The organism is Flavobacterium sp. CG_23.5, assembly GCF_017875765.1.
Lineage (GTDB): Bacteria > Bacteroidota > Bacteroidia > Flavobacteriales > Flavobacteriaceae > Flavobacterium.
The window spans coordinates 1,619,973-1,641,503 of record NZ_JAGGNA010000001.1 but is presented as its reverse complement, the minus strand read 5'-3'; the positions used below and the strand labels follow the sequence as shown (position 1 = coordinate 1,641,503).

General features: G+C 34.6%; 14 protein-coding genes. 13 read left to right on the top strand and 1 reads right to left on the bottom strand.

Annotated elements, in window-relative coordinates:
• Window positions 1–92 precede the first annotated feature (92 nt).
• The 8 genes from rfbB to H4V97_RS06960 all read left to right on the top strand — a co-directional run bounded on the left by rfbB (window position 93) and on the right by H4V97_RS06960 (window position 13,521).
• Complete coding sequence (gene rfbB, locus H4V97_RS06995; RefSeq protein WP_209549320.1) at window positions 93–1,142, top strand: dTDP-glucose 4,6-dehydratase; 1,050 nt, start codon at window positions 93–95, stop codon at window positions 1,140–1,142.
• Between the two features lie 24 nt (window positions 1,143–1,166).
• Window positions 1,167–1,565: a GxxExxY protein gene (locus H4V97_RS06990; RefSeq protein WP_196849370.1), complete on the top strand. Its 399-nt coding sequence runs from the start codon at window positions 1,167–1,169 to the stop codon at window positions 1,563–1,565.
• Between the two features lie 20 nt (window positions 1,566–1,585).
• A complete protein-coding gene (gene rfbA, locus H4V97_RS06985) occupies window positions 1,586–2,455 on the top strand; it encodes a glucose-1-phosphate thymidylyltransferase RfbA (RefSeq protein WP_196849369.1) in 870 nt (289 codons plus the stop codon).
• A 120-nt stretch (window positions 2,456–2,575) separates the two neighbouring features.
• Window positions 2,576–3,529 carry a UDP-GlcNAc--UDP-phosphate GlcNAc-1-phosphate transferase gene (locus H4V97_RS06980; RefSeq protein ID WP_196849368.1) on the top strand — a complete coding sequence of 318 codons (954 nt, stop codon included), beginning with the start codon at window positions 2,576–2,578 and terminating at the stop codon, window positions 3,527–3,529.
• 63 nt (window positions 3,530–3,592) lie between these two features.
• Entirely contained in the window at window positions 3,593–4,168 is a 576-nt protein-coding gene (locus H4V97_RS06975; RefSeq protein ID WP_196849367.1) for a sugar transferase, read from the top strand.
• 806 nt (window positions 4,169–4,974) lie between these two features.
• Window positions 4,975–6,114, top strand: a complete 1,140-nt coding sequence (locus H4V97_RS06970; RefSeq protein ID WP_209549319.1) for a DegT/DnrJ/EryC1/StrS family aminotransferase — start codon at window positions 4,975–4,977, stop codon at window positions 6,112–6,114.
• Between the two features lie 288 nt (window positions 6,115–6,402).
• The gene (locus H4V97_RS06965) at window positions 6,403–8,259 is read left to right on the top strand and encodes a polysaccharide biosynthesis protein (protein WP_410505219.1); all 1,857 of its coding nucleotides are present in this window, start codon (window positions 6,403–6,405) and stop codon (window positions 8,257–8,259) included.
• Between the two features lie 4,971 nt (window positions 8,260–13,230).
• Window positions 13,231–13,521 carry a GIY-YIG nuclease family protein gene (locus tag H4V97_RS06960; protein WP_196849364.1) on the top strand — a complete coding sequence of 97 codons (291 nt, stop codon included), beginning with the start codon at window positions 13,231–13,233 and terminating at the stop codon, window positions 13,519–13,521.
• Between the two features lie 853 nt (window positions 13,522–14,374).
• Here H4V97_RS06960 and H4V97_RS06955 read toward each other — a convergent pair.
• On the bottom strand, window positions 14,375–15,112 hold the full coding sequence (locus H4V97_RS06955; RefSeq protein ID WP_209549318.1) for a tyrosine-protein phosphatase: 738 nt from the start codon (window positions 15,110–15,112) through the stop codon (window positions 14,375–14,377).
• A gap of 907 nt (window positions 15,113–16,019) precedes the next feature.
• On the opposite strand from H4V97_RS06955, the gene H4V97_RS06950 reads away from it, so the two are divergent.
• The 5 genes from H4V97_RS06950 (at window position 16,020) to H4V97_RS06930 (ending at window position 21,529) form a co-directional block, all read left to right on the top strand.
• Window positions 16,020–17,711 carry a hypothetical protein gene (locus tag H4V97_RS06950; protein WP_231385402.1) on the top strand — a complete coding sequence of 564 codons (1,692 nt, stop codon included), beginning with the start codon at window positions 16,020–16,022 and terminating at the stop codon, window positions 17,709–17,711.
• Between the two features lie 815 nt (window positions 17,712–18,526).
• Complete coding sequence (locus H4V97_RS06945; RefSeq protein ID WP_196849361.1) at window positions 18,527–18,676, top strand: hypothetical protein; 150 nt, start codon at window positions 18,527–18,529, stop codon at window positions 18,674–18,676.
• Window positions 18,660–19,163, top strand: coding sequence for a DUF6169 family protein (locus H4V97_RS06940; RefSeq protein ID WP_196849360.1), 504 nt, complete (start codon window positions 18,660–18,662; stop codon window positions 19,161–19,163). Before H4V97_RS06945 ends, H4V97_RS06940 begins: the two co-directional genes overlap by 17 nt.
• Window positions 19,164–20,349: 1,186 nt before the next feature.
• Window positions 20,350–21,105 carry a hypothetical protein gene (locus H4V97_RS06935; RefSeq protein WP_209549317.1) on the top strand — a complete coding sequence of 252 codons (756 nt, stop codon included), beginning with the start codon at window positions 20,350–20,352 and terminating at the stop codon, window positions 21,103–21,105.
• 1 nt (window position 21,106) lies between these two features.
• Window positions 21,107–21,529, top strand: a complete 423-nt coding sequence (locus H4V97_RS06930) for a DUF5675 family protein (protein ID WP_209549316.1) — start codon at window positions 21,107–21,109, stop codon at window positions 21,527–21,529.
• Window positions 21,530–21,531 lie beyond the last annotated feature (2 nt).

Sequence of the window (21,531 nt, the reverse complement as noted above, 5' to 3'; positions counted from 1 at the left end):
ACGGCTAAAAATTGTGATTAGGAATACAAAATTTCAAAGGATATTAATGTTTTAATTTCTGAAAAAGAATAGAAATAAAAAAGTGTAATAAAATGAAAAAAATATTAATTACTGGAGGAGCAGGATTTATTGGCTCGCATGTCGTGAGACGTTTTGTAAACAAATATCCGGAGTATCAGATTTTTAATTTGGATGCACTGACTTATGCCGGGAATTTAGAAAATATAACAGACATTGAGGCTGCACCCAATTATACTTTTATAAAAGGGGATATCGTTGATGCCGATTTTATTGATGCACTTTTTATGGAACATCAATTTGATGGAGTATTGCATTTAGCTGCTGAATCGCATGTGGATCGTTCCATTACTGATCCATTAGCATTTGTAAAGACTAATGTGATTGGTAGCGTGAATTTATTGAACGCTGCCAAGATGATTTGGAAAGATAAGATGGAAGGGAAACGATTTTATCACATTAGTACTGATGAGGTTTATGGCAGTTTAGGCTCCGAAGGATTGTTTACTGAGACTACTGCTTATGATCCCAATTCTCCTTACTCCGCTTCTAAAGCCAGTTCAGACCACTTTGTCAGAGCGTATGGAGAAACCTATGGTTTGCCTTATGTACTGACTAATTGTTCCAATAATTACGGTCCTTTTCATTTTCCTGAAAAATTAATTCCGTTATTTATCAATAATATTATTCAAAACAAACCTTTGCCAGTTTATGGTGACGGGAAATATACCCGCGATTGGCTTTTTGTGGAAGACCATGCCGTTGCGATTGATTTAGTTTTTCATGAAGGAAAAAATCACGATACTTATAATATTGGGGGTTTTAACGAATGGCAAAACATTGATTTGGTGAAATTGCTGTGTAAAATAATGGATGAGAAATTAGGAAGAGCAGCAGGCACTTCTGAACAACTGATTTCCTATGTAAAAGACCGTCCGGGGCATGACTTGAGATATGCCATCGATGCCTCAAAGATTAATAAGGAACTGGGATGGAAACCTTCTGTTACTTTTGAGCAAGGATTGGAAAGAACTGTAAACTGGTATTTGGATAATGAAACGTGGTTAAATAATATAACTTCTGGGGAGTATGCCACTTATTACGAAAAACAGTACACGAATTAATTCGAATTAATCCGAATTTCACTAATGGATGCTACAAATAAAATACTTTACAAAGAAGAAAGCTTCGTCATCATTGGGGCTTGCATGAAAGTTCATCGTTCATTAGGGGCAGGATTCTTGGAGGCAGTCTATGAAGAAGCATTGGAAAAAGAATTTCAAATTCAAAAAATTCCGTTTAAAAGGCAAGTGAAATTGGACTTATATTACGACAATCAGAAATTGAAAAAGCAATATAGATCAGACTTTGTTTGCTATGATACAATTATTTTGGAAATAAAAGCAGTATCACAAATACCAATCACATTTTATGCACAATTGAAAAATTATTTAAAATGTACAAATGTGGAATTAGGCATGTTGATCAATTTCGGCATGCCTTCATTAACTTATAAAAGGATGATTAATTTGAAAAATTCGAATTAATTCGTAAAATTAGCATAACTATGAAAGGAATTATATTAGCTGGAGGGTCCGGAACCCGTTTGCATCCTCTGACACTTGCCATGAGCAAGCAAATGATGCCTGTTTATGACAAACCCATGATTTATTATCCATTATCTACTTTGATGATGGCGGGGATAAATGAAATATTAATAATTTCGACACCTCACGATTTGCCTAATTTCAAAAAATTATTGGGAGACGGAACTGCAATAGGCTGTCAATTTAGTTACGCAGAGCAAGCTATTCCAAATGGGCTGGCACAAGCATTTGTTATTGGAGAAGAATTCATAGGGAAAGACAGTGTGGCGCTAGTTTTAGGTGATAATATTTTCTTTGGATCCAATATGGATGAATTGTTGAAATCCAATACGCAACCCGATGGTGGAGTTGTTTTTGCCTATCACGTTTCGGATCCGGAACGATATGGTGTGGTGGAATTTGACAAAAACATGAAAGCACTTTCGATTGAAGAAAAACCAACGGAACCCAAATCAAATTATGCCGTACCGGGTTTGTATTTTTATGATAATTCGGTGGTGGAAATTGCTAAAAATATTAAGCCAAGTCCAAGAGGTGAATATGAAATCACGGATGTTAACAAGGTATATTTAGAAAAAGGGACATTGAAAGTAGGTATTCTTAGTAGAGGAACTGCGTGGTTAGACACCGGAACTTTTAACAGCTTAATGCAGGCAGGACAATTCGTTCAGGTTATTGAAGAGCGCCAAGGTTTGAAAGTAGGTTGTATAGAAGAAATTGCTTGGAGACAAGGTTTCATAACCGAACAACAACTAAAAGACCTGGCTGAGCCATTGATAAAATCGGGATATGGAGCGTATCTTTTGGGATTGTTGAAGTATAAATTGTAGGTTTTAGTGTTCAGTGTTCAGTGTTCAGAGATCAGTATTCAGTAGCAGTTTGCAGGGATTAGTGTTCAGTGCTCCGTTTTTCAGTTTTCGGTTTGAGATTATTATATAGCGTTAAAAAATATGGTTTATATTGCATTACTATTTTTATTGATTGGTATTGAACTTATTTATTTCAAAATTGCAGATAAATACAATATTATAGACAAACCCAATTCCAGGTCCTCCCATACTACCATTACTTTAAGAGGTGGTGGGATTATTTTTCCGATAGCCATCAGTATCGCTTTTTTTTTGGGATACGTTTCGTGGCCAGTTACACTGGCAGTACTAGTGGTTGCGGTCGTAAGTTTTATCGACGACATCAAGCCCTTATCCCAGTTGCCAAGATTTGCATCACATGTTATTGCCGTAGGTTTGGTTTTTTATGATTTAAACTTGTTTTCTCAAGCATTATGGGTGCTTCCCATTGTGTTTGTATTAATGATAGGGTGGGTGAATGCCTTTAATTTCATGGATGGGATCAATGGAATAACCGTTTTATACGCACTTATAGCCATTGTAAGTTTCGCTTTTTTACCTATAAATGAAGCGAGTTTACCCTTATTGATTACCATGGGATTATCCTGTTTTGTTTTTGGACTGTTTAATGTTCGAAAAAAAGCCAAAACATTTGCAGGTGACGTGGGAAGCATCAGTATGGCACTCTTCTTGGGCTACTTGATGATAAAAACAATAATTGGAACGGGACAATTTGCCTACATCCTTTTCTTTTCTGTTTACGGAATTGATGCAATCATCACTATTATAAATAGATTAATAAAAAGAGAAAATATTTTTCAACCGCATCGTTCTCATTTGTACCAATATTTGGCCAATGAAAAAGGATATTCCCATGTTTTAGTGTCTGTTATTTATGCTGTACTTCAATTGGGAATCAACGCAATTGTTATCTATACGGATGGTAAGGGCGTGATGTCTTTATATTTTGCTGGGGGAATTTTACTGCTGTTAACCCTTGTTTATTTAATGGTTCGCGGTGTAATTGTTCGTCAATTGATGCTAAGAAATTCTTAGTTCAAATTCTTAGGATTTGCTTTATCTATCGCAATTTTTATTGCAATTTAAACTTTTAAAGGTATGACGAAGCGAATTTTCGATATCCTTTTTTCACTGATTATACTCCTTTTATTTTTTTGGGTACTAATAATCGCCTGGCTACTGGCAATTATTGACACACATACCAATGGAATTTTTCTACAAGTGCGAATTGGTCAATACGGCGCCAAATTCAAAATTTATAAACTTCGTACCATCCAAGTTGACTTAGCTTCAGAAAAGAGGACCATATCCAGCATAGGTAAACTACTTCGAAGATATAAATTAGACGAGTTGCCACAACTGTTGAATGTTTTGAAAGGAGAAATGAGCATAGTAGGGCCAAGACCCGATTTACCCGGTTATTATGACGTATTGGAAGGAGAGAACCGAAAAATATTGGAATTAAAACCTGGTTTGACCAGTCCGGCGGCTTTGAAATACAGCCAGGAGCAACACTTCTTGGAACAACAGGAAAATCCTTTGATTAGTAATGATACTATTATTTTTCCCGATAAAGTAAAACTGAATTTAGCCTATTATTACAACCGAAGTTTTTGGGGAGACCTCATGATTATTTTAAAGACCGTTGAGTTTATTGTTTTTGGAAGTAGGTAAAACAAAAAGGTTGGGTATAATTATTGTAATTTGCCCTGTGTTTTTATCGAAACGTCCCTTTGAAAACAACTTAAAAACCCTAAAAGTAAGCGATTAGTGTTTTTTTTATTGGTCACAAAAATAGTTAAAACTATGCACTCTAGTGCATTTAGCTTTAGCTTCTGCAACTATTTTCTACAACAAATTAGACAAATTAGCACGAATTAATTTGTGAAAATTTGTGTAATTACTTCGTCTGTTCGCTATCGCTCGGGTCGTGGTAAAATTTTAACAGTACAGACTTTCAGTCGGCCAAACCAAATATATGGACTTTCCTTCCATAGTGGTTTAGTTAAGCTTTAAAAATCACTACCAATGACGCTTTTTTAAAGGTAAGTAATTTTGGTTTCCAGGAATTATAATTTTCTTTTTTGCTTGATCAAAAAAGAAACAAAAAAATCAAGTCTACACACCCTCGTCGGTCAAATTTATTTTCGAATGCTAAAAGAAAAAAACTCGTCCTTCGTCCTCAGACAGCTTTTCTTTTTACGCATCCTTCAAATATTTGACGCTCGACTGCGGATGCGAAGGACGTTTGGGTCTCGTAAATAATAGCGATTTGGCTAAACCGATTCAAAATTTTAAATGTTATTTTATATTGCTTTTTTTGCAAAAAATTCTGCCTCGAACTGACGATTATCCTTTTGAAAACCATTGTTGAATTAAAGAATAATACGATTGTAAAGGAGTCTATCTTAAGGAAAGCTACAACGCTAGCGAAATTTTTCTTATTTTAACTTACCATAAATTCCATATTTTTGATGAATATGTCAAAAGATAAAATCTGGCTTTCGACTCCGCACATGGGGGGAAGTGAACTTAAATACATACAGGAAGCATTTGACACTAATTGGATAGCTCCAGTGGGTTCGAATTTGACTTTTTTAGAGCAAGATCTCGAAAATTATTTGGGTTCTGGACATGTTGCCGTTTTAAATTCTGGTACTGCAGCCATACATCTTGGTTTGATTCTCCTGGGAGTGCAGACAGGAGACTTGGTTCTATGCCAAAGCATGACTTTTTCGGCTTCCGCCAATCCCATTATTTATCTGGGTGCCACTCCTGTTTTTATTGATAGTGAGCCTGAAACTTGGAATTTATGTCCAATTGCTCTTGAAGAAGCTATTGTAGATAGTTTGGCCAAAGGAAAAAGACCCAAAGCAATAATAGCAGTTCATTTATACGGAATACCGTATCAAATTGATGAAGTGAGAACGCTTGCCAATAAATATGAAATTCCTATTCTTGAAGACAGTGCAGAAGCGCTAGGGAGTAGTTATAAGGGGCAAATGTGTGGGACTTTTGGAGATATAGGCGTTTTATCTTTTAACGGGAGTAAAATAATTACTACCTCAGGCGGTGGAGCTGTTGTAGTTAAGTCCAAAGTAATTAAGGAGAAAACTATTTTTTTAGCCACACAAGCTAGGGATAAGGCACCGCATTATCAGCACAGTGAGATTGGATATAATTATCGAATGAGTAACATTTGTGCCGGTATTGGTCGCGGACAAATGGAAGTGTTGAATGATCATATTGTATTAAAACGAGCGATACATGAATTTTATGTCGATTTATTTAAAAATATAGAAGGAATCAGCGTTTTTATCGTGCCTAATGATAATTTTTTTGCAAATTATTGGTTGACTACTATTTTAATACATCCTTTGGAAACCAGTGGAATAGATAGAGAAATGGTACGATTGGCACTAGCTGAAGAGAATATTGAATCACGACCGTTGTGGAAACCTTTGCATTTGCAACCTATTTTTAGTCAGTATCTTTATTTTGGTACTACAGTTGCCGAAACTCTGTTTGATAATGGCCTCTGTTTGCCTTCCGGCCCCCAGCTTTCACTGGAGGATCAAAGCAGGATAAGAGCAGTTATTTTTAAATTATTCAAGAAATAAAAAAGGCTTTTAATTCCTGAATATGATATAGTTTTTGACTGATAATAAGAGATGTAACCCATCTCTTTTTTTGTTTTTTTAAATATTAAATTAAATTGAATCAATTAGATTTTTTTTTCCATTCATTAAATGTTATTTTTGGGGTACTAAAAGGCATTAATCTTAAAAATAAATACTTTGAGTACTAATAAATATTTTGATTCAGAGCCCTTAACTTCTCCTTTTTTTTCAAGGAAAAATTTAAAATTCAGTATTCGTAATTTAGGTTATTTACCCCGGTGGATAATTGTGATGATAGATTTCTCTGTTCTGCTATTGTCGTTTTTTTTTACGATCCTAATTTTTAGAGGAACAGGACTAGATTATATTATCACACCGCATAGTATTGTCTTTGTATTATCTTTTTTTATAGTAAATATTTTCTTTTTTTGGTTATTCAGGACCTATTCAGGAATTATTAGGCACTCTTCATATATTGATGCCGTGAAGCTGTTGTTTTCGCAAATGGCGGTGCTCGTTATCTTTCTTTTTTTTAATTTTTCATACGAGTTTTTATATGGCCAAAAAGCATTTTTAAACACAGCTTTTTTTATAAATATAGTGCTTTCTTTTTGCGGATTGTTTGTATATAGGGTTATAATAAAACAAACGTTCGAGCTTTATTTTTCAGAAATTGGAACCGAAAAACTGATAAGAACTATCATTTACGGTACGGATGCCAATGCGATATCAGTAGCGAATGCTTTGAAGTTTGAAACACCAACCCGATTTAAAATTGTTGGGTTTGTAGACAGGAATAATCAAAATGCTTCCAAAAGGATGCTGGATTTACCCATTTTGGTTCAAAAGAAAAAATTACCCACTTTAATGCGTTCGATAGGTGCCGAAGGCGTTATTATTGCTGACAAAAGTTTATCTAAAGAAGAACAATTGATTATTATAGATCAATGTCTGGAATTCAATTACAAAGTATATAATGTTCCCTTAATTACCAATTGGGAAAATCAGAAAGAGATTTCTCAAAAAGTAAAAACGATACAAATTGAAGATCTTCTCGAAAGAAAACCAATTGTTCTCGACAGTAAGTCAATTTCGAAGCAATTGAAAGATAAAACTATTTTGATTACAGGTGCGGCAGGATCAATAGGAAGTGAAATTGTAAGACAAGTGCTGGTTTTTAATCCAAAGAAAATTATTCTGGTCGATCAGGCTGAAACCCCGTTGCACCACTTGAAATTAGAGACAGAAAGTATAAACACAAATGCAAAAATAAGAACAGTAGTTGCTGATATTAGAAATAAAGAGGCGATGGACCGGGTTTTTAAAACGTATATGCCGCAAGTTGTTTTTCATGCTGCTGCGTATAAACATGTACCATTGATGGAGGAAAATCCTTCTCAGGCCATTCTTACTAATATAGAGGGAACCAAGAATATAGCTGATTTGTCGTGTTTGTATAAAGTTAAAAAGTTCGTAATGGTTTCTACTGATAAAGCCGTTAATCCCAGTAATGTGATGGGGGCCAGTAAAAGGATAGCCGAAAAATACGTACAATCTTTACAGTCTAAAAATCAGAATTCAGAAGATAAAACGACTACAAAATTCATCACCACTCGTTTCGGAAATGTTTTGGGTTCTAATGGATCAGTGGTGCCTTTATTTACCAAACAAATTGCCGAAGGCGGACCGGTTACCATTACGCATCCTGACATAATTCGGTATTTCATGACTATACCAGAAGCTTGCCAGTTGGTTTTGGAAGCAGGAGCTATGGGTAACGGAGGAGAAATTTATATTTTTGACATGGGGAAACCAGTTAAAATTATAGATCTCGCCAATAAGATGATCAAGTTGGCAGGATTTGTACCTGATAAGGAAATCAAGATTGAAATAGTTGGTTTGCGTCCAGGGGAAAAATTATATGAAGAATTGCTGAATGATACTTCCAAAACCTTGCCTACCTATCATGAGAAAATTATGATTGCACAGGAAATTCACGATGAATTTGAGAATTTAAATTTCGATATTGAAGAGCTGATTCATAAGGCTAACTTTTTTGGTAATGACGATATCGTACTTCAAATGAAGAAAATCGTCCCTGAATTTGTAAGTATGAATTCTACTTTTCAATTATTGGATAAATAAGAATATAGATTGGGTTTAGATAAAAAGTCTGCAAAGAATTCTTTCTTTACAGACTTTTTATTGTTTTAAGGTTTGTGAAAAAACACTCGATTCTTTTTACCAGCGAAAGCTTTCGGAATTTGTTTATTATGATTTTACTGCAAGTTTAAGTTTAGCTTCACGATCACTCGAACTGTTCTCGATACGATTTAAAAGCTTCATGATTTCACTTCACTTGACTTCTACTTTTAGCTTTTCAATCACTCGAACTGTTCTCGATACAATTTAAAAGCTTCATGATTTCACTTTACTTTACCTCTACTTTTAGCTTTTCAATCACTCGAACCGACGCTTCTATAAAAAACTTTGAGCAGGCTTTACTTAATGAGGCAGGAGAAATGTTGTCGGTATCTATTTTTTTCCTAATTCACGCTCGTCTCTTCGAGTGTTTTTGGCTTGAAGAAATATCTTTTGAAAATAACTTACAATAAGCCAAAAATGTTTCGAGAAGTTTTTTTTGACCAACTGTTCTCGATACGATTTAAAAGCTTCATAATTTCATTTTACGTGACGTCTAATTTTAGCTTTTCAATCACTCGAACTGACGCTTCGATAAAAACTAGGTGCAGACTTTACCTAATGAGGCATGAGTAATGTCGTCGATGCTGATGTTTTTCCTAATTCACGCTCGTCTCTTCGAGTGTTTTTGGCTTGAAGAATTATAATATGGAAAAACAGCATCATAAGCCAAAAATGTATCGAGAAGTTTTTTTGACCACCTGTTCTCGATACGATTTAAAAGCTTCATGATTTCATTCTACTTGACTTCTACTTTTAGCTTTTCAATCACTCGAACTGACGCTTCGACAAAAAACTTTGAGCAGACTTTACTTAATGAGGCTTGAGAAATGTTGTCGACACCTATCTTATTTTTTGAAACCACAGTCGTCTCTTCGAGTGTTTTTGGCTTGAACAATTATTCTTTGAAAATAACTTACAATTAGCCAAAAATGTATCGAGAAGTTTTTTTTGACCAACTGTTCTCGATACGATTTAAAAGCTTCATAATTTCATTTTACGTGACGTCTAATTTTAGCTTTTCAATCACTCGAACTGACGCTTCTATAAAAAACTCGTTGCAGACTTTACTTAATGAGGCAGGAGAAATGTTGTCGGTATCTATTTTTTTCCTAATTCACGCTCGTCTCTTCGAGTGTTTTTGGCTTGAAGAAATATCTTTTGAAAATAACTTACACTAAGCCAAAAATGTATCGAGAAGTTTTTTGACCAACTGTTCTCGATACGATTTAAAAGCTTCATGATTTCACTTCACTTGACTTCTACTTTTAGCTTTTCAATCACTCGAACTGACGCTTCTATAAAAAACTCGTTGCAGACTTTACTTAATGAGGCTTGAGAAATGTTGTCGGTATCTATTTTTTTCCTAATTCACGCTCGTCTGTTCGAGTGTTTTTGGCTTGAAGAATTATCTTTTGAAAATAACTTACACTAAGCCAAAAATGTATCGAGAAGTTTTTTTTGACCAACTGTTCTCGATACGATTTAAAAGCTTCATAATTTCATTTTACGTGACGTCTAATTTTAGCTTTTCAATCACTCGAACCGACGCTTCTATAAAAAACTTAGAGTAGTTTTCGCTTGAATAGGCTTGAGTATTGTCGTCGATGCTGATGTTTTTCCCAATTCACGTTCGTCTCTTCGCGTGTTTTTGGCTTGAAGAATTATCATGTGGAAAAACAGCATCATAAGCCAAAAATGTATCGAGAAGTTTTTTGACCAACTGTTCTCGATACGATTTAAAAGCTTCATAATTTCATTTTACGTGACGTCTAATTTTAGCTTTTCAATCACTCGAACTGACGCTTCTATAAAAAACTCGTTGCAGACTTTACTTAATGAGGCTTGAGAAATGTTGTCGGTATCTATTTTTTTCCTAATTCACGCTCGTCTGTTCGAGTGTTTTTGGCTTGAAGAATTATCTTTTGAAAATAACTTACACTAAGCCAAAAATGTATCGAGAAGTTTTTTGACCAACTGTTCTCGATACGATTTAAAAGCTTCATGATTTCACTTCACTTGACTTCTACTTTTAGCTTTTCAATCACTCGAACTGACGCTTCTATAAAAAACTCGTTGCAGACTTTACTTAATGAGGCTTGAGAAATGTTGTCGGTATCTATTTTTTTATTAATTCAATCCCGTCTCTTCGAGTGTTTTTGGCTTGAAGAATTATCTTTTGAAAATAACTTACACTAAGCCAAAAATGTATCGAGAAGTTTTTTTTGACCAACTGTTCTCGATACGATTTAAAAGCTTCATAATTTCATTTTACGTGACGTCTAATTTTAGCTTTTCAATCACTCGAACCGACGCTTCTATAAAAAACTTAGAGTAGTTTTCGCTTGAATAGGCTTGAGTATTGTCGTCGATGCTGATGTTTTTCCCAATTCACGTTCGTCTCTTCGCGTGTTTTTGGCTTGAAGAATTATCATGTGGAAAAACAGCATCATAAGCCAAAAATGTATCGAGAAGTTTTTTGACCAACTGTTCTCGATACGATTCAAAAGCTTCATGATTTCACTTCACTTGACTTCTACTTTTAGCTTTTCAATCACTCGAACTGACGCTTCGATAGAAACTCGGTGCAGACTTCAATTAATGAGGCTTGAGAAATGTTGTCGGCACCTTTTTTATTTTTTGAAACCACAGTCGTCTCATCGAGTGTTTTTGGCTTGAAAAATTATTTTTGAAAATAACTTACACTAAGCCAAAAATGTATCGATAAGTTTTTTGACCAACTGTTCTCGATACGATTTAAAAGCTTCATAATTTCATTTTACGTGAAGTCTAATTTTAGCTTTTTAATCACTCGAACCGACGCTTCTATAAAAAACTTTGGGTAGGCTAGACTAAATGAGACTTGAGTAATGTCGTCGATGTTTATATTTTTTCTAATTCACGCTCGTCTCTTCGAGTGTTTTTGGCTTGAAGAATTATCTTTTGAAAATAACTTACAATAAGCCAAAAATGTATCGAGAAGTTTTTTTGACCAACTGTTCTGGATACGATTTAAAAGCTTCATGATTTCATTTTACGTGACGTCTAATTTTAGCTTTTCAATCACTCGAACCGACGCTTCTATAAAAAACTTTGGGTAGGCTAGACTAAATGAGACTTGAGTAATGTCGTCGATGTTTATATTTTTTCTAATTCACGCTCGTCTCTTCGAGTGTTTTTGGCTTGAAGAATTATCTTTTGAAAATAACTTACAATAAGCCAAAAATGTATCGAGAAGTTTTTTTGACCAACTGTTCTCGATACGATTTAAAAGCTTCATGATTTCACTTCACTTGACTTCTACTTTTAGCTTTTCAATTACTCGAACTGACGCTTCGATAAAAACTCGGTGAAGACTTTACTTAATGAGGCATGAGAAATGTTGTCGGTATCTATTTTATTTTTTGAAACCACAGTCGTCTCTTCGAGTGTTTTTGGATTGAACAATTATTCTTTGAAAATAACTTACAATTAGCCAAAAAAGTATCGAGAAGTTTTTTTTGACCAACTGTTCTCGATACGATTTAAAAGCTTCATGATTTCATTTTACGTGACGTCTAATTTTAGCTTTTCAATCACTCGAACTGACGCTTCTATAAAAAACTCGTTGCAGACTTTACTTAATGAGGCTTGAGAAATGTTGTCGGTATCTATTTTTTTCCTAATTCACGCTCGTCTGTTCGAGTGTTTTTGGCTTGAAGAATTATCTTTTGAAAATAACTTACACTAAGCCAAAAATGTATCGAGAAGTTTTTTGACCAACTGTTCTCGATACGATTTAAAAGCTTCATGATTTCACTTCACTTGACTTCTACTTTTAGCTTTTCAATCACTCGAACTGACGCTTCTATAAAAAACTCGTTGCAGACTTTACTTAATGAGGCTTGAGAAATGTTGTCGGTATCTATTTTTTTCCTAATTCACGCTCGTCTGTTCGAGTGTTTTTGGCTTGAAGAATTATCTTTTGAAAATAACTTACACTAAGCCAAAAATGTATCGAGAAGTTTTTTGACCAACTGTTCTCGATACGATTTAAAAGCTTCATGATTTCACTTCACTTGACTTCTACTTTTAGCTTTTCAATCACTCGAACTGACGCTTCGATAGAAAATCGGTGCAGACTTCAATTAATGAGGCTTGAGAAATGTTGTCGGCACCTATTTTATTTTTTGAAACCACAGTCGTCTCATCGAGTGTTTTTGGCTTGAAAAATTATCATGTGGAAAAACAGCATTATAAGCCAAAAATGTATCGAGAAGATTTTTTTGACCAACTGTTCTCGATACGATTTAAAAGCTTCATGATTTCACTTCACTTGACTTCTACTTTTAGCTTTTCAACCACTCGAACTGACGCTTCTATAAAAACTCGGTGCAGACTTTACTTAATGAGGCTTGAGTAATGTTGTCGACAGCTATCTTATTTTTTGAAACCACAGTCGTCTCTTCGAGTGTTTTTGGCTTGAACAATTATTCTTTGAAAATAACTTACAATTAGCCAAAAATGTATCGAGAAGTTTTTTTTGACCAACTGTTCTCGATACGATTTAAAAGCTTCATAATTTCATTTTACAAGACTTCTACTTTTAGCTTTTCAATCACTCGAACTGACGCTTCGATAGAAACTCGGTGCAGACTTTACTTATTGAGGCATGAGAAATGTTGTCGACACCTATCTTATTTTTTGAAACCACAGTCGTCTCTTCGAGTGTTTTTGGCTTGAAGAATTATCTTTTTAAAATAACTTACACTAAGCCAAAAATGTATCGAGAAGTTTTTTTTTGCAATCGCTATTGATCAAATTTTACAGTAAAGGTTTTAAAGTATTATCTTCACTTTAAATCGCGACAGTTTTCTAAACAGATGAACTTGCGTTATGGATAATGATTTCCTAATTGTTTTTAAAGCGGATACTATGAAGCAATCCTTTGTTTACATTTTAAAATGTTCTGATACTAGTTATTATACTGGGGTTACTAGTAATTTGACAAGTAGGATTTTCAAACATGATTCGGGATTTTATCCTGACAGTTATACTTGTAGTAGAAGACCATTGCAGTTGGTGTTTTATTGTGAATTTACAGATATTAATCTGGCCATAGAAACGGAAAAACAAATTAAAAAATGGTCAAGAGCTAAAAAAGAAGCTTTAATTAATGGAGATTTTGATGCTTTGGTGAATCTCGCCAAGAAAAAATTTAATTAAGGTCTTTTCAATCACTCGAACTGTTCTCGATACGATTTAAAAGCTTCATGATTTCACTTTACTTTACCTCTACTTTTAGCTTTTCAATCACTCGAACTGTTCTCGATACGATTTAAAAGCTTCATGATTTTATTTTACAGGACTTCTACTTTTAGCTTTTCAATCACTCGAACTGTTCTCGATACGATTTAAAAGCTTCATGATTTTATTTTACAGGACTTCTACTTTTAGCTTTTCAATCACTCGAACTGACGCTTCGATAGAAACTTTGTGCAGACTTTACTTAATGAGGCATGAGAAATGTTGTCGGTATCTATTTTTTTATTAATTCAATCCCGTCTCTTCGAGTGTTTTTGGCTTGAAGAATTATAATGTGGAAAAACAGCATCATAAGCCAAAAATGTATCGAGAAGTTTTTTTTGGACAACTGTTCTCGATACGATTTAAAAGCTTCATGATTTCACTTTACTATACTTCTACTTTTAGCTTTTCAATCACTCAAACTGTTCTCGATACGATTTAAAAGCTTCATGATTTTATTTTACAGGACTTCTACTTTTAGCTTTTCAATCACTCGAACTGACGCTTCGATAGAAACTCGGTGCAGACTTTACTTAATGAGGCATGAGAAATGTTGTCGGTATCTATTTTTTTACTAATTCACGCTCGTCTCTTCAAGTGTTTTTGGCTTGAAGAATTATCTTTTGAAAATAACTTACAATAAGCCAAAAATGTATCGAGAAGATTTTTTACCAACTATTCGCAATACGATTTCAAAAATAGCTAATTGCAATTTTTAATTCCGATAACTATCGGAACTTACGAACCAATGCAATGGAAAAAATATGAGCTACTAAACCTTAAAAAATTGATTGTTGGCAATCGCTTCCTTTAGTGGAACCAAGTCTTTTAGTTTTACTTTTTGATCAAATGAAGCAATGTGTTTGTCGTGATGCACATCAGAACCCACATAAGTGTACATTCCTTTTGCCAGAAGTTGCTCGGCTATTTTAGTAATTTCGGCGCCATAATAACCCACTACCGACAATAAATTTAGCTGGAATAAACACCCCGCTCTTTTTAGTTTTACGTACTCATTGAAATTGTTATGATAAAATAAGTAGCGTTCTGGATGGGCTAGCACTGGTATATATCCCGCCACCTGCAAGTCAAATAATATAGAATACAGTTGGATTGGGGCATTGATATAAGACATTTCAACTAATACATAATTATCTTTTAGCGTCAGTAATTCGTGTGACTGAAAAAGCTGCACAAACTGATCATCCATCAAATATTCTGCGGCGGCGCTAAAAGGAACAGTAATATTATTTTTCTCCAATTCCAAAGCCGTAGTTGCTTTCTTAGATAGGATTTGCTCGTGGGTATTATCCCAAACATATTGAATAATATGTGGAGTGGTGATAAACTGGGAAACGCCAAAACCTTGGAGCGCTTGTGTGAGGCGTAAAGTATCTTCAAAATTTCTCGCGCCATCATCAATGCCAGGCAAAAGATGCGAGTGAATGTCAATGTGCCCCTCAGGAATGAGGTCCTTTAGTACCGGTTTTGATTTGAAAAGTGTAAACATGATGCAAAGGTAGAAAAAAGTTATTAGTAATTAATGATCAGTCTCAGTGTTCAGTCTCAGTGTCCAGTGATCAGTATTCAGTGATCAGTGTTCAGTGTTCAGTGTTCAGTGATCAGTGTTCAGTATTCAGTGTTCAGTGCTCAGTCTCAGTGGTCATTAATTAGTTTTCAGTGCTCAGTCTCAGTAATCAGTGGTTAGTGCTCAGTCTCAGCGTTCAGTCTCAGCGTTCAGTAATCAGGGGTTAGTGTTCAGTCTCAGTGTCCAGTGATCAGTATTCAGTGATCAGTGTTCAGTGTTCAGTATTCAGTGTGCAGTAATTAGTATTCAGTGCTCAGTCTCAGTGGTCATTAATTAGTTTTCAGTGCTCAGTCTCAGTAATCAGTGGTTAGTGCTCAGTCTCAGCGTTCAGCCTCAGCGTTCAGTAATCAGGGGTTAGTGTCCAGTCTCAGTGTTCAGTCTCAGTGTCCAGTGATCAGTATTCAGTGATCAGTGTTCAGTGCTCAGTCTCAGTAATCAGTGGTTATTGCTCAGTCTCAGCGTTCAGTAATCAGGGGTTAGTGTCCAGTCTCAGTGTTCAGAGATAAGTTTTATTGAGGATTTTGATACGCAATTAAGGTATTTGTGCTGCATTTTCTTTATCAGGATGTTTTTTTTCGTTTTTGTTATAGAAATCCTATGAAAACTAACGTCAGCTATAATTCATTCGGTACAGCTGATACTGCGGCTGGTGTTTGAGTTTGTTTTACTTTTTCCAATAGCAATGCAGTACTATCGTAGCCTTTGAAGATGTATTTTTCAAATTAGTATGCACCATCAAAAAATTCAAAATTATAAGTCATTGTTTACAATTAAATACTAATTTCGGGCAAAGAAAATTTATATGTTGCGTTCCCCGTTATTAATTTTAATGTTTTTGCTTTCTATCGTATCGTGTCAAAAACGTTTAGATACAACTATTGATACTTCTAAAAAACAAGTAAGCGCAAAAAAAATCCAAGGCCAGAAATACTCAGCATTAGGAGATTCCTTTACTAGCGAAAATAAATTAGATAGTGCTTTCTACTATTATAATAAATCTACAGAATTATTTAAAGAGGAGGGCAGCAGCTCTTACATTGCCTATAATCTTATTGGAATGGCTCATATTCAGCAGACTTCCGGTGATTATTACAGCAGTGAAGAAACATTGACGGAGGCTTTACCCTATATAAATAATGATTTACAATATCAAATGGCTGCAAATAATTTATTTGGTATTGCAGCAGCAGAGCTGATGAATTACGATGATGCCGTTCGTTATTATTCCACCATTTTAAAAACAGCCAACGATTCTGTATCTAGATTTACAGCTCTCAATAATATTGCCACAGTTTATATAGAGCAAAAAAAGTATAGAAAAGCGATAAAAATTTTAGAACCATATGTGAAATCCCATTTTTTAGATACGCTTCAGAATAAAAAAGCTAGAATTAATGACAATCTGGGATTTGCTTTTTACAAAGACAATCAGATTCCAAAGGGACTGGCATTAATGAAGCAGGCTTTAGTAATCAGAACCGAAATTAAAGACTCCTATGGAAGTATAGAAAGCTATTTGCATTTAGCTGATTTTTATAAAAATAGAAGCTATCAAAAATCTAAAGAGAATGCCCTGCAAGGGTATAATGCAGCCACAAAATATCAGAGCATAGACGAACGATTGGAAGCCTTGGCTTTTTTAATGTCGCATAATCCAGAAAATGGAGTAAATAGTTACGCCACATTATTTATAAATCTAAACGACAGTATTAAAAAAGTGCGCAACAATGCCAAAAATCAATTTGCTAAAATCAAGTATGATTCCAGAAAAGCGACTTTAGAAAATATAATATACAAGGGACAAAGAGCCGAAACACTCTTCCAACTTGAAACACAAAAAAACGAAAAGTACCTACTCATTTTTGGACTCATTTTGTTGCTCTTCGCTGTCGTTGGGCTAGTCAATTATTACCAAAATAAAACCAAACGGGAACGCTTCGAGGCGAGTTATAATACGGAAACCAGAATTGCTAAAAAACTCCATGACGAACTGGCCAATGATGTTTTTTATGCGATGACTTTTGCCGAAACCCAAGATTTACAAAATCCCATTAAAAAAGAAACGCTTTTAGACCATTTGGACAAAATATACGGCAGGACACGAAATTTCTCCAGAGAAAATAGCCCTATAGAAACGGGAGCATCTTTTGAACATAATTTAAAACAAATGTTAAGTAGCTACAAAAGCAACAGTACCGAAGTGATTATCAAAAACGGAAATTCCATAGACTGGTCAAAAGTGCAAACCGAAAAAAAGATAGCGCTGCAAAGAGTCTTGCAAGAACTGATGATCAATATGAAAAAATACAGCCAAGCCAGTTTTGTGGTCATTGGTTTCGATGCAGAACACCATACGATAAAAATTGACTATTCAGATAATGGAATAGGCTTCTCGGAAAAACTAATTTTGAAAAATGGCCTTCAAAATGCCGAAAACCGTATTCAGGCCGTAAATGGAACGCTTACTTTCGATTCTCAAACCAATAAAGGCTTCAGAGCTGAAATTGTACTTCCAAAATAATACAAGAAAAGAGGTGCGCAAAAGTTTAATCTTTGGGCTTTTTTTTTGCTATATCCTAAATGATAATAAATAGGACTATCCACTGAGCAGACTCAAGCAGAAAATGGCACACAGTTAACACAGATTCAACGGATAAATGCGGATTTTTGATAATATTAATCTGTGGTAATCTGTTACAATCTGTTACAATCCGAATAATCAGTGGCTCTTTTTTGTTTTGCTATCGACTAAATAATAATATCCAGTTGGGAGTAATTATACAGAAAAGACATTGAATCGCTAAACATAAAATTTAACCACATAAAATCATAGAAAAAAGAGTTGAATAGACCAATTATTGGGTTCACATAGCTATGTTTTCTTTGTGTAAAGTGAAACGACTTTCAAAATCGAAAAAAAACTATGTTTCTATGTGTTAAAAAAAATCAAGAATGAATTACATCCAACTAGTTAATAATAGAAAATAGTACAGTCCCGTTTTTTAAGGGAGGTTAGCGTTGCGTTCTTTTTTATCCCTCTCGTCCTAGTTTGAAACTACAATCTGGTGCTTGCCTGCGACGAGTGCCTATTTACATTAGGATATAAAACGTAGCGTGTGCTACGCGGTTAATTACCAGAATATTTCAACTGTTACATTACAAAAAAAACACTATTGCCCGTTCTATATTTGAGGGATGGAAAGTTACTATTGATAAAGAAATTTTAGAAGAACATGCTTTTAAGTAATAGAGAGTGCTTATAATGAATGATTTAATTATAAAAATAAGTGATGGAGATGTTAATTAACTTTGTGAATGTTGTAATATCTTTGTAAAATGAACAAGAAAGTTATCAATAAAGAAACAATAATGAAATCTGTAGCCAAAATGGTTTCAGATAAGTCAATGGTTCGTTCATTCTTGAAAGGTAATACTCCTATTGAAGCATTAACTCAAAAAGGAATTAAGTTTGCCAAACCTCTATAGTTATACCTTCGACGAATTCACAAGCACTTATAGTTTTATCACCAAAAATAATATTTTATATAGGATTGCTTTTTTAGTGGATGAAACTCTAAATTCTATTTCAGCTAGCGATATATTAATTGAAAATGTTTATCAAATTGTAATCGAAAAGGTTAGCGATGAATTAGAGCCATTCGACAACTTGGTGTCCAAAACTATTGAAAATATAGTTTGTGCTTTTTTTTCTAATATGAATAATTCTCTAATTTATATTTGCTCAGACGACCACGGGAAAGGAAAAATTCGCTTTACTGTTTTTGATAGGTGGTATAGAAATAGCTCATTTAATCAATTTGTTACTAAAATTGATAATATTATATCCTTTGATTCTGAAGGAATAAATTATAATTTATATACTTCATTCCTCTATCATAATGACAATCCGAATATTGAATATATAGTTGCGACTTATAATGACATTGAAAAAGTGCTAAATTCTGGCAAATAAAATTCTACATTTGGGATCGTAACATATATTGTATTGCAGATATTTTAATATTTCAACAATTGATTTTCTTTAAAAGAGTAAAGGAAGTTAGTAAAAAAGAGGTTCAAGAATTTCTTAAAAAGAAAGAAATTAGAAATAAAAAAGATGTCCCCCTAGTCTACGAGTGGTCGGAAGAAATTCCGGCCACTTATGTTTTAAAGACTTTTGAAGGATCCCCTCCTAAAAATAGTATCATTATTGCTGTAATAAGTTCTCTTAGTTCCATTACAAATCTTCTCTTAACTGTTTTGTAATCAAGGTTATTGGCTTTTTTATAAATTAAGATAAGCATCGATACAATTAAAGTCATATAAACCATTACTTCTATTCCATTTTTGCTGAGCGATACCAGGTGACTAAAATTGAGTTCTTGTTTTTTGTATTCATTTCATGAATGTTTATTACCGGGTGCAAATTGAGCTTTTTTGTTCATAATAACATACATTATTCTATTCTTTTATGATGAATGGTAAATAAATTGGTTAGGGAGTCCTTCTGCATAACTTGCTATTCTGTATGCTGCAATAGCAAAATAGTTTCGTTGTATTAAAAAGTTATTGCATCAAGATGAATTTATGGGAGAGAACTATTATTTGAACAACTTGCTGAACTTCTTATTGAACCCGTATCGCTCGATTTCGGAAGTGGTGCAGACTCTTTTAATTGCCTTAAACCTTTATCCGACTATACAACGTACCACATGTTCCATTTGAAGCCCTGAATACACACAAAATTCCTCAATGGAAATTAGTTGGTGTGGTTCTTTATTCAAGTTGGTTTTGATCTTATTCAGATACAACCTTGCTTGTCGGTATGTTTTACCTGTAATCCGTTGTACATCTTTTGGATAAATACATACCCTGATGTTACTTGCAATCACACTTCTTGTTTTAATGTATTAGCTGCCCCTATTGTTCTTATTTGCCACAATATTGGGTTTTACTTTTGTAAATATATGAAAAACAATTGTTTAATAAGTGACTAAAGTAGGTAATTATGTACCTTTTAGTACCGTTATGGACGCTGGCTTTTTGAAATGTGGATTAATTAATGAAAACTTTGTTTAAAATCATTCAAGATTTAGTTGCAACGAATATTCGGAATGAGAGAGTAGTTGGATTATTTTAAATTTAAATTTTAACAAATTATGGCAAGACAGAAAGGGATTATTAAATTAAAAGGGACTATCGGGGATATTACTTTTTACAAAACCAAAGACGGGCATTTGGCTCGGGAGAAAGGCGGAATTGAAGCCAGTAGAATTGCAAGTGATCCGGCGTTTCAACGAACACGTGAGAATGGCGCTGAATTTGGCAGGGCAGGCAAGGCAGGGAAAACGTTGCGAACCGCCTTTCGAACGTTACTTTTAAATACGGCCGACAATAGAATGGTGAGCCGTTTGACCCAGTCCATGATTAAAGTAATCCAAGCAGATTTAGTAAATGAACGTGGATTGCGTAATGTAATTGATGGTGAGGCGGAATTGCTTGCGGGCTTTGAGTTCAATATTGGTGGGAAATTGGGAACCAGTCTATTTGCTCCTTTTGTTGGGACAATTGATCGGGTTACCGGTGAAATTTCGGTTGATTTGGCATCCTTTGTTCCAGCGAATATGATTGCAGCTCCAGGAGGAACAAGCCATTTTAAAATTATTTCAGCTGGTGCTGCTATTAATTTTGAAGCAGAAACTTTTGTTGTGGCAAGTTCAGAAACGGCAATAATTCCTTGGGACAACACGCCTACGGCTGTTATCCAGCAGTTGAATGCCGTAGATCCAAACAGCGTAAGTCCCCTGTTTTTGGCACTTGGAGTGGAGTATTATCAAGAAGTGAATGGCCGAATGTATCCATTGAAAAATGGGGCTTACAATCCATTGGCTTTGGTTTTAGTAAGCGGATTGTAAAATGGTTATAGTACTATCCAGAACTTATTTCCCTGATGGAACAAATGGTAAACTCGAATGCGAGGGTAAATTTATTTGCAACACCATTGAATTGCCATGGAAGAAAAATGAGAAGAAAGTTTCTTGCATTCCGGAAGGGAAATATTGTATCAGAAAGCGGTACAGCGACAAATTTAAGTGGCATTTGGAAGTGATGAATGTGGAAAACAGAAAAGGGATTCTGATTCATCCGGCAAACAATGCCCTTTTAGAATTAAAGGGCTGTATCGCTCCCGTAACGAAAATTTCGGGAGCAGGTTTAGGTTTGATGTCACGAAGCGCCTTTTATAAATTAAAAGAGTCAATTTATAAAAGGTTAGACCGGGAGGAAGACGTGTGTTTAATTGTTCAACCAGCCTGCAGCGAGCAGGTCTTAAAATTGTAATT